This is a genomic window from Paenibacillus vulneris (assembly GCF_039543185.1).
Taxonomy (GTDB): domain Bacteria; phylum Bacillota; class Bacilli; order Paenibacillales; family NBRC-103111; genus Paenibacillus_S; species Paenibacillus_S vulneris.
The window spans coordinates 12,855-28,409 of record NZ_BAABJG010000055.1 but is presented as its reverse complement, the minus strand read 5'-3'; the positions used below and the strand labels follow the sequence as shown (position 1 = coordinate 28,409).

Annotated in this window: 13 protein-coding genes; 10 read left to right on the top strand and 3 right to left on the bottom strand. The window is 47.0% G+C overall.

What is annotated here, in order from left to right; all coding sequences use genetic code 11:
- Window positions 1-103 precede the first annotated feature (103 nt).
- Window positions 104-5,809 (bottom strand): carboxypeptidase regulatory-like domain-containing protein, encoded by a 5,706-nt coding sequence (locus ABEA66_RS32985; protein ID WP_345594294.1) that lies wholly within the window; start codon window positions 5,807-5,809, stop codon window positions 104-106.
- A 211-nt stretch (window positions 5,810-6,020) separates the two neighbouring features.
- Between ABEA66_RS32985 and ABEA66_RS32980 the strand changes: the two genes are divergently transcribed.
- The 4 genes from ABEA66_RS32980 (at window position 6,021) to ABEA66_RS32965 (ending at window position 8,017) form a co-directional block, all read left to right on the top strand.
- Window positions 6,021-6,419, top strand: a complete 399-nt coding sequence (locus tag ABEA66_RS32980; protein ID WP_345594292.1) for an RrF2 family transcriptional regulator — start codon at window positions 6,021-6,023, stop codon at window positions 6,417-6,419.
- Window positions 6,420-6,506: 87 nt separating this feature from the next.
- On the top strand, window positions 6,507-7,415 hold the full coding sequence (locus tag ABEA66_RS32975) for an NAD(P)/FAD-dependent oxidoreductase (protein WP_345594290.1): 909 nt from the start codon (window positions 6,507-6,509) through the stop codon (window positions 7,413-7,415).
- A gap of 192 nt (window positions 7,416-7,607) precedes the next feature.
- On the top strand, window positions 7,608-7,811 hold the full coding sequence (locus tag ABEA66_RS32970; protein ID WP_079909389.1) for a helix-turn-helix transcriptional regulator: 204 nt from the start codon (window positions 7,608-7,610) through the stop codon (window positions 7,809-7,811).
- Between the two features lie 2 nt (window positions 7,812-7,813).
- Window positions 7,814-8,017: a hypothetical protein gene (locus ABEA66_RS32965; RefSeq protein WP_079909620.1), complete on the top strand. Its 204-nt coding sequence runs from the start codon at window positions 7,814-7,816 to the stop codon at window positions 8,015-8,017.
- A 125-nt stretch (window positions 8,018-8,142) separates the two neighbouring features.
- On the opposite strand, the gene ABEA66_RS32960 is transcribed toward ABEA66_RS32965, so the two are convergent.
- Window positions 8,143-9,045 (bottom strand): TetR/AcrR family transcriptional regulator, encoded by a 903-nt coding sequence (locus ABEA66_RS32960; RefSeq protein WP_345594288.1) that lies wholly within the window; start codon window positions 9,043-9,045, stop codon window positions 8,143-8,145.
- Between the two features lie 108 nt (window positions 9,046-9,153).
- The gene (locus ABEA66_RS32955; RefSeq protein WP_345594286.1) at window positions 9,154-10,602 is read right to left on the bottom strand and encodes an MDR family MFS transporter; all 1,449 of its coding nucleotides are present in this window, start codon (window positions 10,600-10,602) and stop codon (window positions 9,154-9,156) included.
- 294 nt (window positions 10,603-10,896) lie between these two features.
- Here ABEA66_RS32955 and ABEA66_RS36470 point away from each other — a divergent pair, with 294 nt between their 5' ends.
- The 6 genes from ABEA66_RS36470 to ABEA66_RS32930 all read left to right on the top strand — a co-directional run bounded on the left by ABEA66_RS36470 (window position 10,897) and on the right by ABEA66_RS32930 (window position 15,540).
- Entirely contained in the window at window positions 10,897-11,175 is a 279-nt protein-coding gene (locus ABEA66_RS36470) for a DUF1648 domain-containing protein (protein WP_079909392.1), read from the top strand.
- 12 nt (window positions 11,176-11,187) lie between these two features.
- Window positions 11,188-12,105 (top strand): MerR family transcriptional regulator, encoded by a 918-nt coding sequence (locus ABEA66_RS32950; protein WP_345594284.1) that lies wholly within the window; start codon window positions 11,188-11,190, stop codon window positions 12,103-12,105.
- Window positions 12,106-12,254: 149 nt separating this feature from the next.
- On the top strand, window positions 12,255-12,818 hold the full coding sequence (locus ABEA66_RS32945; protein WP_345594282.1) for a GNAT family N-acetyltransferase: 564 nt from the start codon (window positions 12,255-12,257) through the stop codon (window positions 12,816-12,818).
- Window positions 12,819-13,068: 250 nt separating this feature from the next.
- Window positions 13,069-13,986, top strand: coding sequence for a hypothetical protein (locus tag ABEA66_RS32940; protein WP_345594280.1), 918 nt, complete (start codon window positions 13,069-13,071; stop codon window positions 13,984-13,986).
- Window positions 13,987-14,066: 80 nt separating this feature from the next.
- Window positions 14,067-14,804: an ABC transporter ATP-binding protein gene (locus ABEA66_RS32935; RefSeq protein ID WP_345594278.1), complete on the top strand. Its 738-nt coding sequence runs from the start codon at window positions 14,067-14,069 to the stop codon at window positions 14,802-14,804.
- Entirely contained in the window at window positions 14,797-15,540 is a 744-nt protein-coding gene (locus ABEA66_RS32930) for an ABC transporter permease (protein WP_345594276.1), read from the top strand. The genes ABEA66_RS32935 and ABEA66_RS32930 overlap by 8 nt, the downstream gene beginning before the upstream one ends.
- Window positions 15,541-15,555 lie beyond the last annotated feature (15 nt).

Here is a 15,555-nt window from a genome sequence, read left to right as displayed (position 1 = left end):
AGCTTTGCCGCTATAAAATAACCAAACAAACCCCTCTCGGCGTCCGCTTTTAGCTGCGTGTCCGTCGAAAGGGGCTTTTATTTGCCTTACAACCTTTTATTGTTTATTCCTCACTCTCCGGGTGGAGCACAACATTCAAAATCGTGGTGTCCAGCTTCCGAATGGCCGGTCTCCTTAACTCTGGAACGTATCCTTCTAGGCTGAACCTTGCCAAATACACACCCGGATTCAATCCGATGACGGCATATTGTCCAAGCCTGTTCGTTATGACGTTACGGACCAGCACCTCCTGAAGATTGAATATTTGTACCAGCACTGAAGCAAGAGGCCGGAACGACGGATCGGTTACCATTCCCCGAAGATTTCCGGGCTCAGGGTCAAAGGAAAGCGGGGTTACCGGCACCGCCATTCCGGCACTGACTTGAACCAGAGCTGCGTCTGAACCAAAGCCCGGAGCGGAAGCGGCAATGGTATAAACTCCCGTGCTCAAGCCGCTTATACGATAACTTCCGAAGGCGTTGGTGGCGACTTGTGTCACGGGTACTTTATTCTCGGTCAAAATCTGGACGATAGCGCCGGTAATAATTCCTCCCGTTGATGCATTGAGTACTTGCCCGATGACATCCCCCGGATGGGGAGCTAAGTCGAAATGAACAGGCAGGGCAGGGGCACCCGAAGCGAAAATCAGTGTCTCCTGTAATTGGACGTCCGGTTTGTAGGCGACGACAACTAAATCCCCGCCGGGAACGCCGCTTGCGACAGCAGACCCTGTCGTTCCTGTTTGCACTGTATCTACTACCGTTGAGTTCTCATCGGATATGACAATGACTACACCAGCAGCAGGCTTATCTGTAGATGATTCACTAACTGTTCCGACGATGGTTGCAGCAACTGGCTGCAAGTTGAAATCAATAGTTGTATTTTGATTCGATACCACATCGAACGAGGTTATCTGAGAGGTGAAACCATCTTTGGATACGGTAATCGTGTAGTTACCGGGCACCAGATTCCCATTGGAATAAGTGCCTGAAGGTGTAGTCGATACCGTTTGAAGCACCGGGCCGAACGTATTGCTTAATCGGATGTCTACAGCTGCTCCTTCAACAGGAGTGCCATTGGATGAGTTCGAAACGATACCGCTGACAGAGCCGGGAAGCGGGTTCAAGGCGAAGCTGATTACCAATTGCTGGCCGGACGCAACATCCACACCTCCGAATTGGCTTGAGAATCCATCGGCGTTGGCTATTGCCGTATAGCTGCCAGGTGTCAAATTATTGACCTGGTATTGCCCCGTATTGGATACAGGTACGGAGGCAATGATGGTATCGGCTGAATCTTTGACGACGACAACTGCCCCGGGGATCGCGAACATACTGGCCATGCTAATGACAAACCCGCCGATACTTCCCGGCGAGGGAGGGAGAGAATAATCTGCCGTAGTCGATTGCCCTTCGTCCAAATGAATTCCGCTGGTTACTGTTCCACTATCTGGTGCTGTTACGGTAACGGTATGCTGTCCGGAAGGCACGTTATCCAACTGATAACTGCCATTGTTATCGGAGACGGTCTGACTGACAATATCGCCTGCACTGTCTCTCACGGTGACAGCAGCCCCCTCCACAGGTTCATTGGAAGCTTCATTAATGATAGTACCCGTCACGCTTGCCGGCGTTGAAGTCAGTTGGATGATCACGTTTGTCGTTATACCGTTAACCGCATTGACTGTTACAGTATTATTGGCGAAGCCAGGGGATCCGGCTTGAATGCTGTAAGAGCCTGCTTGCAGATTAGACAAGACGAATGTTCCATCCGGATTAGCAAAGATGGTATCCAGCAGCAGCCCATTGGCATCGTATAGACGAATAAGCGTCTCAGTCCCTGTCACAGGCAATCCGGTTAGCCCTTGGACAGCTCCTTGTATCGTGCCGGGCAGCGGCGAAAGAGAAATGCTTGCATTTGCTGACGAGTTGCTGATGATGACTACACCAACAAAATCGGATGCGTACTGATCGGCCGTTACGAGAACGGTATAGGGTCCTGGAGCAAGATCGGGAATCACGAAGTTTCCGAATTGGCCTGTAGTAACCGATTTTACAATCACCCCTTGTTGATCCAAGGCTCTTATCGCTGCGGTAGCCCCGGGAATTGGAGTTCCCGACACCGAGTCTGTTACTTGACCACTGACAGAACCGGAATCCGGAGTCAGTATAAAATTCAACCCGGTTATCGTTTGACCTGGAGCGAACGTGGTGGTATCGATTGCCTGGCTGTAATCGGGAGCTTTTACTTGAACGGTATGAGTGCCTGGAGGAATGCTGTCAGCCATATAGGCTCCATTCGCGTCAGCCAGGCCCGTCGCGAGGATCGTATCGTTCTGATCCATAACAGTGACCACAGCTTTACTCAACGGATTTCCGGATAGATCCGTTATGATTCCGGTAAGTGTTGCCGGATCTGGGAGCATGGGAATCAAAATATCCGTGTTTTCGTTCGAGCTGACATGTGCCCCCGTCCGGCTGGCAGCATAATCGGCTGCGGCAGCTACGGCTGTGTACAATCCGGGGGCAAGCGAATCGAACAGAAACCGTCCGTTCTGATCCGTTATTCTTGTAGCGATGAATACGTTGTTGGTGTCGTACAGCTGCACCGATGCTCCTGACAATCCAGGCTGAAGTGTACCGCTGATCGATCCGGGATTGGGAGCCAGGCTGAGAAATGCGGAAGCCGTCTGATTCGAAAAAACGATGGCCCCGATGGTATTGGTCTGATAATCAGTGTTCGTTGCAATGACCGTATAGTTACCTGGCGCTAAGCCGTCGACATTATAATTGCCTGTATGGTCTGTAAATGCAGTTGCTGTAACAAGCGCATCGGAATCGGCAACCTTCACTGTTGCGCCGCCAATAGCGGCTCCTGTATCACTATCTGTGATTTGGCCTTGGATACCGCCCGGATCCGGAAGCAGTTCAAGATTCAGTGTCGCTATTTGGTTAGGACCGATAACGACAGTGGCGCTGTCTGATTGGTAATTTAAGGCACTGGCAATCGCTCTGTATGTCCCCGGAGCCAGGCTGGATATCAAATAATTGCCTGATGGATCGGTAAAGGCAGTAGCAATGACAGCGCCATTGGAATTCATAATTCGAATCTCAATCGTGGCGGAAGGGATGGGAATACCTGTGGTTTCATCAAAGACGGTTCCTTGAATCGTTGATGGTTCGGGTGAAAGGCTGAAGTTTAGTGTCTGCGTCGAACCTGGTGTAACAATAATTCCTTGAACGCTTAGCTGAAAGCCGTCAGCAGCCGCCGTAACGAAATAATCGTCAGGGGTAAGATCAAGTACCGTATATTGACCGTTAATATCCGAAATCGATTTGGCTACGTTCGGTCCGGCAGCCGTATCGATGCGGACTGTAAGTACCGTACCGGCTAGCGGATTTCCACTTGCATCCGTGACAGTGCCTATAATGGTACTAGGATTCGGGTCCAACTGAAAATTAACCGTAGTCGTCTGAAAGGGTTCGATCAACGCACCCAGCACGCTGCGCTGATAATTAGGTGCTTCCGCACGGACAGTATAGTTTCCGGGGGCTAGGTTACTTACTGCGTAATTTCCGTTATTATCCGCATTGACAGTGGCGATAATAAGCTGATTCATGAGTATTCTAACGACTGAACTCGGGATAGGGGAACCGGAAGAATCCGTTACATCTCCGCTTAGCTGGCCGGCTAACGTTTGCAGGCTTGCGTTCAATATGGCGGTTTGATCTGAGGTGATAATCGTTCCTAGCGTGCTGCTCGCATAGCCGTTATGGGCGAAGGTCACCGTATAGCTCCCGGGGGCAATACCAGGAATTGAGTACGAGCCATCGCTATTAGCCGTTACTGCTGCCACCGTGATTCCTCCGCTGTTCACGAGCCTAATTTCGGTACCGGACAGCGCCTGTGAGGTTCCGGCATCCGTAATCACACCGGATAGCGAACCGGGATTAGGAGCCAAGTCCACGTTGATCGTGATACTTCCTCCGGCACCAACGGTAAACCCGATAAGCTGTGCAGCAAAACCGGGATCACTAACACGCAATCTATAGGTTCCCGGAGTTAAAGAACCGATAGAATATGTTCCTGCAAGGCCCGAATTAGTGAAAGCAATGACCTGGCCCTTATCGTTTACGACTTCGACCAATGCACCGGCAATCGGGATGCCGTTTCCCGTTACAGTTCCGGCTACGGTTGCCGGATTCGCTTTTAAAGCAAAATTCTGATTCGACGTTTGATTTGGGGATAAAACAACGCCTGCGGTTTGGGCTTGATATCGATCAGCGCCGGCAATGATGGTGTAAGTTGCCGGAATCAGCTGAGCGAAAGCATATAAACCGTTCGCATCGCTTGATTGGGTTGCCAATACAGCTCCGAAGGGGGACTTAAGGAGGATCATTGCTCCAGGAATAGGAACACCGCCTGTATCCGTTATCTTTCCTTGGACAGCTGCAGGGAGCGGAGGCAGCATCAAATTCAAAGTTGTTACCGAATTGGAATTAACCGTGGTCTGAACCGTCACGATGGTATAGTTAGGCAGAGTTGCGGTTAAGGTATAGCCTCCCGGAGCAATACCGGTAAATCCATAGGCTCCTCCCGAGTCGCTGGACGATTGTGCAATCGTTTGATTTGTATTGTTGCGAAGCTGAATGACAGCACCCGGCAGAGGAAGTCCCGTCGAGTTATCCAGAATGATCCCTGCTATTCCGCCAGTATTTTGTACTGATATCGTAATCGAGGACGAAGCTGCGGGAATCGTTCCTCCGGTTTGCGAATCCAAGCCTGTGCTTCTCGCCGTGTTGAGAGTACGAGTACCGGTTCCAGGGGATTGAAACTGTCCGTTGATGGTGAAGCTAAGGGTTTGCCTGCCCCCTGCAGGGATATTCCCGACATTCCAGCTCAATATTTTGTTCAAGGCATCAAAGTTTGTGAAGCCTTGCGTTACGGTCTGAGTTAGTGATGACAATACATCAAGTGTAATCGAGTCGTTAACGATAACACTATTAGCTGCGCTTTTACCGGTATTGGTGACCTGGATAGTTCCTGTCCACGACGATACTTGACCTGCCAGTACGCTGGAGGGCCCTGATACCAATTGTTTGTTGACACTAAGCATGGCTCTCATATCACTTTGCTCTGTTGTGGTTGGATCAGTAAAGGCGCTGGCGAAGCTGAACCCTTGGGTAAGCAAAGTATCCTTGTTAAAATTGTTATTATTGGCTGAAGAGAAAAACATCATTCGGATGACGGATGATTCATTAATAGCGAGGAATCGGAATAATACCGAGGCTGCTATTCCAAAATCAAGAAAATAGTCCGTATCTCCTCCAAAATTGGAGCCGTCATTTGTCGCACGAGCTCTGACAATATCATAATTGACAATGGGTTGAGCATAATTGGGAGTGCCTTTCCCATCGGTGCCTTCGGCAGGGTCATTCCAGGTATTGACTTGCTGGGTCGTGTTTTGAATGAGCTCCAGCTGACTTTTTAGCCCGTTAACGGCTAACACCCATTGGTAAGTCCCGGCTATTCCATTAGTGTTAAAAAGAATGCCCCAGGCGAAATTATCGAAAGCATTTTTAGACCTGGGATCACCGTTAAGACGAAGCCTAAAGAACACACTGGTCCCGTCATACGCAAAATATGCCGCAGGGTACTGCGCGCTTCCCACAATGTCCGTACTGGACGGGTTCACGTCCCCAGCTGGATCGGTTAATGGTGCGCCTCCGATCAAGATAGGGGTAAACTGGCTGTCGATTGGAAATAACAATGAGCTGATCCTCCTTTTTTCATATCTTATATCCCGCAATCGATATAGGGTATGCAATGAGGACTAACATCGCGTAGACAGGTATACCATGTCCATTATAAAAGCACCACGCGGTTAGCGGAGAGCTAATAGGAGCAGATTACGGGAAAGACTTGCCTTCCAGATTAATTGGAGTTATTATAGATCTATATTGTCTTTAATGGAGGTACTTATGAAATTTTCCCAGGCGACCGATTATGCTCTTCACGCGATGCTCTTTCTGGTGACAGAGGATCCGGAGAAGCCAGTTGGCGTCCAAATGCTGGCTCAAAAGCTGGGTGTTTCACAGACGTATCTGTCCAAAATGATGACGAAGCTAGTCAAAGCCGGCTTGATTCAGTCCGTTTCCGGAGCTAGCGGCGGATATCGTCTAAGACGCAAGAAGGAAGAGATCTCCTTCCTTGATATTATCCATGCGATTGAGGGGACGGCTTCCCTGTTCGAATGCGGCTTAAATCACGGAAGTGAATGTCTGATTCAGCAGGTGGTATTAGATGCCGAACGCCAGATGGAGCAGTATCTGGAGAGCAAGAAAATAGTGGATGTGGCCAGGTTAGTTAAGACGGAGTAAATCCGTCGATTTTTTAATCGATATTAGAGATATAATTAGTTTATTATATCTCTAATATAATTAAGGATATCAGAAGGGAGAAGTTGTATGATTTACGATTGCGTTATTATTGGCGGCGGCCCGGCGGGAATGAGTGCTGCCTTAGTGCTCGGGAGAGCAAGAAAGCATGTGGTTGTTATTGACGAAGAACGCCCACGGAATAGAGTTACTCACGAGTCCCACGGATTTCTTACGAGAGATTCGATAAAGCCAAGCGAGTTTAGACGGGTTGCCAGGGAACAGATCGCTCGCTATCCGTCTGTCACCTTTACCAATGAAACAGCCGTAACCGTCTCTGGTTCCGATGGCTGCTTTGAAATAACGACGAACCAAGGGCAGACCTACCAAAGCAAAAAGCTGCTTTTTGCAGTAGGAATGAAGGATCTTCCGCTAAGTATTACCGGGTTGACGGAGGTGTACGGCAAAAGCGCCTTTATCTGCCCTTATTGCGACGGCTGGGAATTAAGGGACCAGAAGCTTGTCTTAATTGTTAAAGGCGGGGAAGCATTACATTTGGCTAAAGTCATCTCCGGCTGGACAAGTGACATTACCATTTGCACGAATGGACCGGATGAACTTACGGATTTACAGCGTGAGGAGCTGATGAAGCATCAGGTTCCCGTATTTGATTCGCCGATCCAATCGATTGAGTCTGTTGAAGGTATGGTGCAGCAAATTGTTTTGGAGGACGGTACCCGACTGCAATGCTCCGGCATCTTTTTTAAACCGAAGCTGGCTCCAGGGTCAGATCTGCCCCAAGTTTTGGGGTGCAACATGACGGAATCCGGAGCGGTCATAGCCGATTCTTTTGGCAGAACGAACATCCCAGGCGTCTTTAGCGCAGGTGATGCAGCCTCGCAGTTACATCAATTAATTCTTGCCGCTTCAATGGGTTCGTTGGCCGCTGTGGGCATAAATCAAGAATTGAACGAGGAGGCTTGGAACAGAGTCTTATAACCTTTCCTGCGTGTAACAATGCTTACTCCAAGGTTTGGCGGATCCCACGGGACAGCAGCAATGCTGTCCTTTTTTTATTGGCTTAAAACGATAGCATTGGATGAAATGTAAAAACAATTTGACATTTTATTGAGATTGCTATATGATTTTAAATGTAAAAAGTTTTTTACATTATAGGATTAGGTGGTCATATTGAAAAATAACATTAGGGATATTAGAAAAAAAATGAAGATATCCCAAGAAGATCTTGCAAACAAGTGCGGCGTTACAAGGCAAACGATCAATGCTATTGAAAATGACAAATATGACCCCACGTTATCATTGGCGTTCAAATTATCGATTCATCTAGAAACTACAGTTGATCAGTTATTTATTTTTGAGGAGGACTCTGAATGAAATTGCGAAAAGCGGATGAAATGGAACAATATCAAAATGATAAATCGGCCAAAAATGCTTATCTATTTTTTACTGCAGCTTTGTTAATCTGGTCGCTAATCGATTTTTTTTCAAACGGAAAAACGGGCTGGGAGTTTACCATTTTGCTGATAGGGAATGCAATATTCCTTTGGACAAGAGTTTTCTACAAGAGAAAAATGCAATGATGTAATACAGAGTGTGCTCAACAGCTATATGAATAACGGCTAAGAAACTATGTCCCGTGGGCTGGAATGTTTGACTCTATTACCTTTAAAAAAGGATCAACCAGAAAGATCTGGTTGATCCAATTCTATGACGATGAGCTTTCATTCCTCTCTTGAAGCAGCTGCTTCAGCTGATTGGCATAATAAATAAGCTCCTTCTCAGAGGCAAGATCACGAAGCAGTGCATGCACGAGAAATCTTCGGGGCTGAGCTTGCGCCGACTCCTCCTGCAGCATCACGGTTGCTTCAAGCAGCTCCTTTTTTCTTATATTAGGAATGGATATGTCGGGAATAATAGATAACATAGTTTCGAACAGTGCAGACCTTTGCATCTCGCGGGTTTCCTGATTCGTTCTAAAATCGACATGAGTATAATCATCCATCATTTCATCCGTAAGTAAAGGGTCCGGCGAACGATTTTCAAAGCCGTCTACGATATCATCCATCCTGCTGGCAATGAAGAGGGCCAGCTCTTTCTGATTCACCGGCTTATACCCAAATAGCAAATGAAAAGTATATTCCCTGATCATCCCGTTAAAGACGGCCGTGATGTCCCATTTCCAACGAAGCATGGTCGAGCCGTAATACCGCAATAAGATATCTTCGTAGTAACGAAACATATTGATGCGGATCTGATTAATGACGGCCCCCAGCTTATCGTTGTTTACCGGAGGGAACTCATTATGATCTCTGGAAATATAATAACCGTGCTCTAAGAAAAATTCGAACTGAAAAGCAATTTCTTCAATAAACAGTTCCCTTTTGGATAGGCCGCTTTGCCTTAGTTTCTCCACGGCATGTATCATATCTTGCTGGCGCTTCTCAAGTATACTGATATACAATTCTTCCTTGGAGGCAAACACCTTATATAAAGAGCCTTTGGCTATGCTGCAATCGTCGGCAATATCTTGTATGGACGTTGCCTGATATCCTTTTTCGGCGAACAGCCGTATGCCCGACTGCAAGATTTTTCCCTTAAGCATACTCATTCTAGTACCTCCTCGTTCAACAAGCTACCCTTAAGATTGTACAATCGAAACGAAGATATGACCAACTATTTCTATCATTGCCCCGAAAAAAGAAGCTAAACCCATCCATTAATGATCGTGATCTGACTGCCTTGGCTTTCTAAGAAACAGGCATAATACAAGTCCTATACATGCGATCCATGCAGCCAGGAAAAATGTATCCCCGTAAGCGGCTAAGCCTGCTTCCAGCGAGCTTTCTCCATCCGTATGGGCAGCTTCATTTGCGCTTAAGCGGTACGCTACATATCCGGTTAATCCCGCTATGGCGAAGGAGCAGACAACCTGCTGCGCAGCGCTTGTGAGCGGGGTAACTCTGCTGACGAGATCCCGCGGCGTTGCATTGAGGACATGAGTATTTAAAGACATCATAGATAAACCCATTCCGGAACCTAGTAAAAATAAAGTAATCATGACGGTATTTAAAGTCGTATGGACCGTAATGAAGGCCATTGTAAACAAAGCAACAGTGATCAAGGTCATGCCGGCAAGAAGGGGAGGACGGGCGCCTGCTTTGTCAAAGATTTTCCCCGCGATGGGCATGAAGATCATAGATCCAACAGCTTGCGGGAGTAAAATAAGCCCGGTCTCCAGCGGTGAGTAGCCTTTCAACTGCTGAAGCAGCAGCGGAAACAGGAGGACCGTCCCGAATAATGCGGTTTGCATTATCCAAGAAATGATAATGCCGCGAGTGAAATCCGAAGACTTGAACACACGCAGCTCCAGTAAAGGCTGTTTCTGCCGCAAGCACGAGATCACGAATAGTACCAAGGCTGTTCCGCCGACAATTAGACCTGTTAATGTCCTTGCGGATGTCCAGTCGGCACCGCCCTCACTTACACCGAAGGTAATCATGGCGAACGCAAGAGGACCAAGGAACATCCCAATAATATCGAGGGATGGAGCCTGCTTGCTCTCAAATGAAGGAAGCCATTTGCGCCCGATCATAATTCCTGCCACGCCGACAGGCAAGTTGATAAGAAAGATCCACTGCCAGCTTACGTATTCAACCAGTAATCCGGACAAAACCGGTCCTAGAGCCGGAGCAAGCAGCATCGGAATTCCGAACATGCCTATGACAGAGCCGCGTTTGTCAGGCGGCGCAAGCCGATAAACCATAGCCATGCCGATAGGCGAAACCATGCCGCCTCCGAGTCCCTGGAGCACACGAAAAAAAATGAGCTGCTCTGTCGATTGAGCCAAAGCGCAAAGCATGGAACCGATCGTAAATAATCCGATGGAGATAAGGAACACTCGCTTGGCCTGAAATTTATCCGTCAGCCAGCCGGCAAGCGGGATAACCGCTGACAATGCCAGTGTATACGCGGTAACTGCCCATTGGATGGTTTGGAGTGAGCTATCGAAATAAGTGACTAGAGTAGGGATAGCTACATTTACCGCAGTGCTATCGAGAATAACCATGAAAGTACCAATGACAACGGCTAATAGCGGGGCGAGCAGCTGTTTCACTGAGAACTCCCTATCGGTTCCCGTTGTATTCATTACAGAAGGGCTGGACATAAAAAATACCTCTTTCTCTATCATTTTGACTTTTGTGACCATATAGTTTTTAATAAAACCAAATAGTCATGAAATTCATATTAACGATAGGAGAGGGATTGTGTCAAACCTTTTTTTCAAAGTAGCTCATTTTAGGAAACCCGTTAGGTATAGAGAATAGCATGCTTTTTCGTATGGAAAGGGTGCACCTTGGCATAATAAAACAACGAGTAAAGCAGCCGTTTGACCTTCCCCTAAGGGGAAGCTTTATAATGAAAGTGACTTAAACGAGCAAGGAAAGGCAGGCGAGCACTTATGCATTATTTATTTCATCGCAGAGTGTTAGGAATGATAACCGTACTATCTCTTCTCATAGCACTAATCGTAAGCGGGTTTTGCCCTAATGAAATTCCCATACATTTTATGGGACAGGGAGCAGACCAACTGATTAATAAATGGCTCGGACTATTTCTATTTCCGGTCATGATGGCTATTCTTCTTTTGCTGCAGCGTTCTTATGCTTCATCCGCTAGATTCATTTATTTTTTTGCGGCTCTTCACATTGTTCTGCTATACAATGCCATAACCTATTAGGAGGTAAAGAACATGAATATTAAAGAAGTCTCCGAAAAGTCCGGTCTGACGAAGAAGGCAATCCGATTCTATGAGCAAGCCGGCATCATCGAGGTCAGTAAAGATCCAAACAACCAGTATCGGGTATATAATGAGAATCAAATTGAAACGCTGAAGCTCGTGGCTTTATTAAGAAGCTTGGATTTTACAATAGAACAAATTAAGCGTATCGTTCGACAGGAGGAAGAGCTGGGACAAGAGCTCTTGAAGCAAGAGAGCGAGATGGAGCGCCATGCTACAGATCTGAAGCTTAAGCAGCAGACGATCCGGGCATTGAGGGAAGAACTGGCCAAAGGAACGCCCGTATCTATATTAGCGGAGCAATTTGGTCAACCGGATGATATGATGGTCACTTTGAGCAGAAAGATTAGAACGGCATTCCCGGGAATATTCGGACAATTTGTTGAAGTATCGTTGTATCCTTTTTTAGACGATATTCTTATAGATACGACGGAATCAAAGAACCGGGTTCAGCAGTTAGTGGATCTATTGGATGACATCCCACCCGTCCCCGAGGACCATTATCTATGTCAATGGATCGCTTCCGACGATCAGATTAGTATAGGGAAGCTCAAGGAAAGCAATGCAAGCCTATACACAGGCATATTACGGAACGATCCTGCAGTGCTGGCCGGGTTGAAGGCGAATATTATGGGACAAATCGAAAAAATTCGTCAGGACTCCAGCTTCAGAAAGCAGATTTCCGAATTGATGAGTAAGTCTAAAGACTTGCCCAATCTTACGCTTGGTTCTCCGTTCAGTGATATGCTGGAAACCTTAAGTCCCCGTTATGCAGCCGTAGCAAAGGCTTTGAGAGCAATCGACGAAGAAGTCAGCCATGAGCTGGGCTTCGACTATAAGCAATATCTGCAAAATCTGATGGAAGAGTAGAACAATTGAAGCCGTAAGGAAAGTCCTCGTATATCAAGTGACCGTATAGTTTTTTACTAAACGTATAATTCATGTTATGATGTACTACAGGATATCTTGGCGGTGCTCCTTATGCCGCTATATTTGTGAGAGCGAGGTATTGCATTGAAATGAAATTTGAGACCTTTCCTGTATTGGAAACGGAACGTTTTCTATTACGTCAAATGACGCTGGAGGATAGTTCGGCGGTATTCGAGATTTTTTCCGACCCTGATGTGACTAAAGATATGGGAGAAGCTCCTTTTGAACATGTTGCACAGGCGGAAGATGTAATTCGGTTTATGAACTCATTATATGAACAGAACCAGGCTATCCGTTGGGGGATTATTAAGAAAGAGGATAGTACGCTGGTAGGAACATGCGGATATAACGGCTGGGAAACGAACCGGGGTTCGCGGGGAGAAATCGCTTATGATTTAGCCAAAAAGCATTGGCGGCAAGGGTATATGTCGGAAATTTTGAAAAAAGTCATAACCTTCGGCTTCGAAACCATGGGATTGAACCGTATAGAAGCTTTTACTTATTTAGATGCCGCACCGTCTATTCGCCTATTACAAAAAATGGGGTTTCAAGAAGAAGGTATACTGCGAGGCTATGCTTACTCCCAAGGGAAGTATCTTGACAATCGATGCTTTTCGCTTTTGAAACAGGAGTGGGAAGAATCTATGAAATAAATGGGATGTAATAACTTCCTTAAGAAAAACATTGCCCATCAAAAAGAGAAGAACAGCGGTTCCAGACATGGAGGAACGCCGCCGTTCTTTTTCTGTTATCTCCCCCAAGTATATCCCTTTCCCACTGGAAAACGGCCTACCTACGTAAACAGTTAATAGATATTTAATAAATGGTTCACGGGCGGTTTATTTTTAGCGTGTACTATGGGTATTGCAAGTCGATAACCTACAATCCATAGGAGGCTGGAGTATGAAAAAGAAATGGGTAGTGTTTGGGAGTGCAGTCGGCATTAGCAGCGTCGTCATGATAACGACGGGGTTTTCCGCTATGGCAAGCACCTCCGGGTATGACGCTTACAAATCGGCATTTAAGAACACGAAGACGATTCAAAATGTGAGCATTCAGGCGCAATCGGTATTGCAGGATAATGGAAATACGCTGACTAGCACGAACGGAACACTTAAGGTTAGCCCACAAAATCATAATGCTAGCGGATCGGTAACGGTGAAAGCCGGCAATGGCGCGGAGCAGTCGATTCTTTTTTACAAGCAAGCGGAAGGTACCGTTGTAAAATCGAGCGCAAGCGATGTGTATTATGTGAAGCAGGAGGGCAAGGAGAAGCGGGATTGGGCCCAAAAGCATGAAAGCGAAGGTATGTCCCAGCAGGTTGAAACGGTGATTGATGCCCTGGTAGGTAACTTAAAGGATTACGTGACGGTGAATGATAAAGCGGACGGCTCCAAAGAGGTTGCAATAGAGCTCAACAACTCACAAATTCCCGCAGTAGTCAATGCTATTGCGCCGATTGCCATCAAGCATGCAACAAGCGAACATAAACAGAACAAAACGGATAGCGAGTCCTCAACCAAGGCGATTCCGTTTGACGGGCATAGCTTGAACGCGAATGTTCCACAGCTGACGCAGGATATCAAGATTGACAAAGTGGCGGTTAAAGCAAACATTAACACGAACAATTATATTGAGCATCAACAAGCGGATGTAACGGTTTCCGGTAAGGATGCGGAAGGAACGGCACATGTGCTTACACTTCATCTGAACGCGGATCTGTCCGGTTATAACCAAACAACGCCGGATACAGTCGATTTGACCGGGAAACAAGTCCAAACGATGAAACAAGATTTTCGTCAGAACAAAGAGCATAAATAAATAATTGTGCGCTGCAGCGGATAAGGGGAAGTAGGCTGCTCATCCGCTGCAGCACTTATCGACAGGAAGGAGGGGACAGGATGAATGGGATCGTATCTGTTCACAGCTTAACCAAATCCTATGGCAAACAAAGAGGGATTTCGGATATCGAGCTCGAGCTTTATCCTGGTGATATTTATGGTCTTCTGGGGCCGAACGGGGCAGGGAAAACCACCCTTTTGAAGCTGATTACAGGCTTAGTTCGACCTGATCAGGGGTCTGTCCGCTTGTTCGGTCACGATATTTCCGATCAATTTGAACAAGCGATGAGGAAGGTAGGCTGCATGATCGAATCCGCCGATTTTCACGATTTCTTGACGGCAGACCAATATTTGCGGATGGTTGCCCGATTTTATCCGGACCTGAAGGAGAATCGCATAGGAGAAGTGCTCGAAATCGTAGGACTCCAGCATGCCCGCTCGCAAAAGATCAGGCAGTTCTCTACCGGCATGAAGCAGAAATTAGCCTTGGCGGCGTCGATAATAGCAGGCCCTGAGCTTGTGATTCTCGATGAACCTACGAACGGATTGGATATCGAGGGAACGGTCATGTTCCGTCAGCTGGTGATGCAATGCTCGGCTGAGCTCGGGACCACGTTTCTCATTTCGAGTCACATGATTCATGAACTGGAGCAGCTGTGCAATCGGGTCGGAATTTTATTCGGCGGCAAGCTGAGGACGGAAGGCAGCGTGTCAGGATTACTAGAGCATAATCAATCCTTGGAGCAGTTTTATATTCAGCAGCTGGCGGGAATGAAGGAGGCAATAAGGAATGCATAGCTTGAAAACGGGCCTGGTTAATGAGCTTTATATGCTGCTGTACCGCAAAAAAACGATCGTGATGCTTATAGTTTCCGCCATCCTTCCGGTAGGGCTTGCCTTATCTCTGCACAAGCTGCAGCCGTTAATGGGTCTCGTCGCAGTCAATCGAACTTTTCCTATCGATATGCTGGGATTTTATACAGCTCTCTGGATACCACTCTTTATATTCCTGATGGCCGCGGATCTATTCCCTAATGAGGTATCCTCAAGAACCTTAAAGCTGTCGCTGCTTCGGCCGATTACGCGGTTTCGGGTATTTGCTTCCAAAACTCTGGCAGTTCTGATCGCGAATGCGGCTATTTTACTGCTGCTGGGACTTGTGACCGTACTATGCAGTTTATTTCTTGGATCGTCCGGCACTTTCCATGGCTCTGAGGTCATAAAGGCCTATAGTGCGGCCTGGCTCTCTATGGCAGCTTTATCCGCGTTGTTCATCTTCCTGGCGCAATGGTTCAACAGTGCTAGCGGCTCTTTTGCATTTTCGATCGTTGTGTATGTAGTAGCCAAAGCGGCGCCGTTTTTCTCCAGCAAGGTAGCGTCCTTTTCCCCGATTTCGTATACGGATTGGCATCTGATGTGGCTGAATAGTTCGGTCATGCCATCCAAGCTTTTCACGGCTGCGATATTTTTGATTTCGAGCTGTATCTTGTTTTTATCGCTGGGATACTTTATTTTTAATCGTAAAGAAGCTTGACCGTTGGAGAGGATG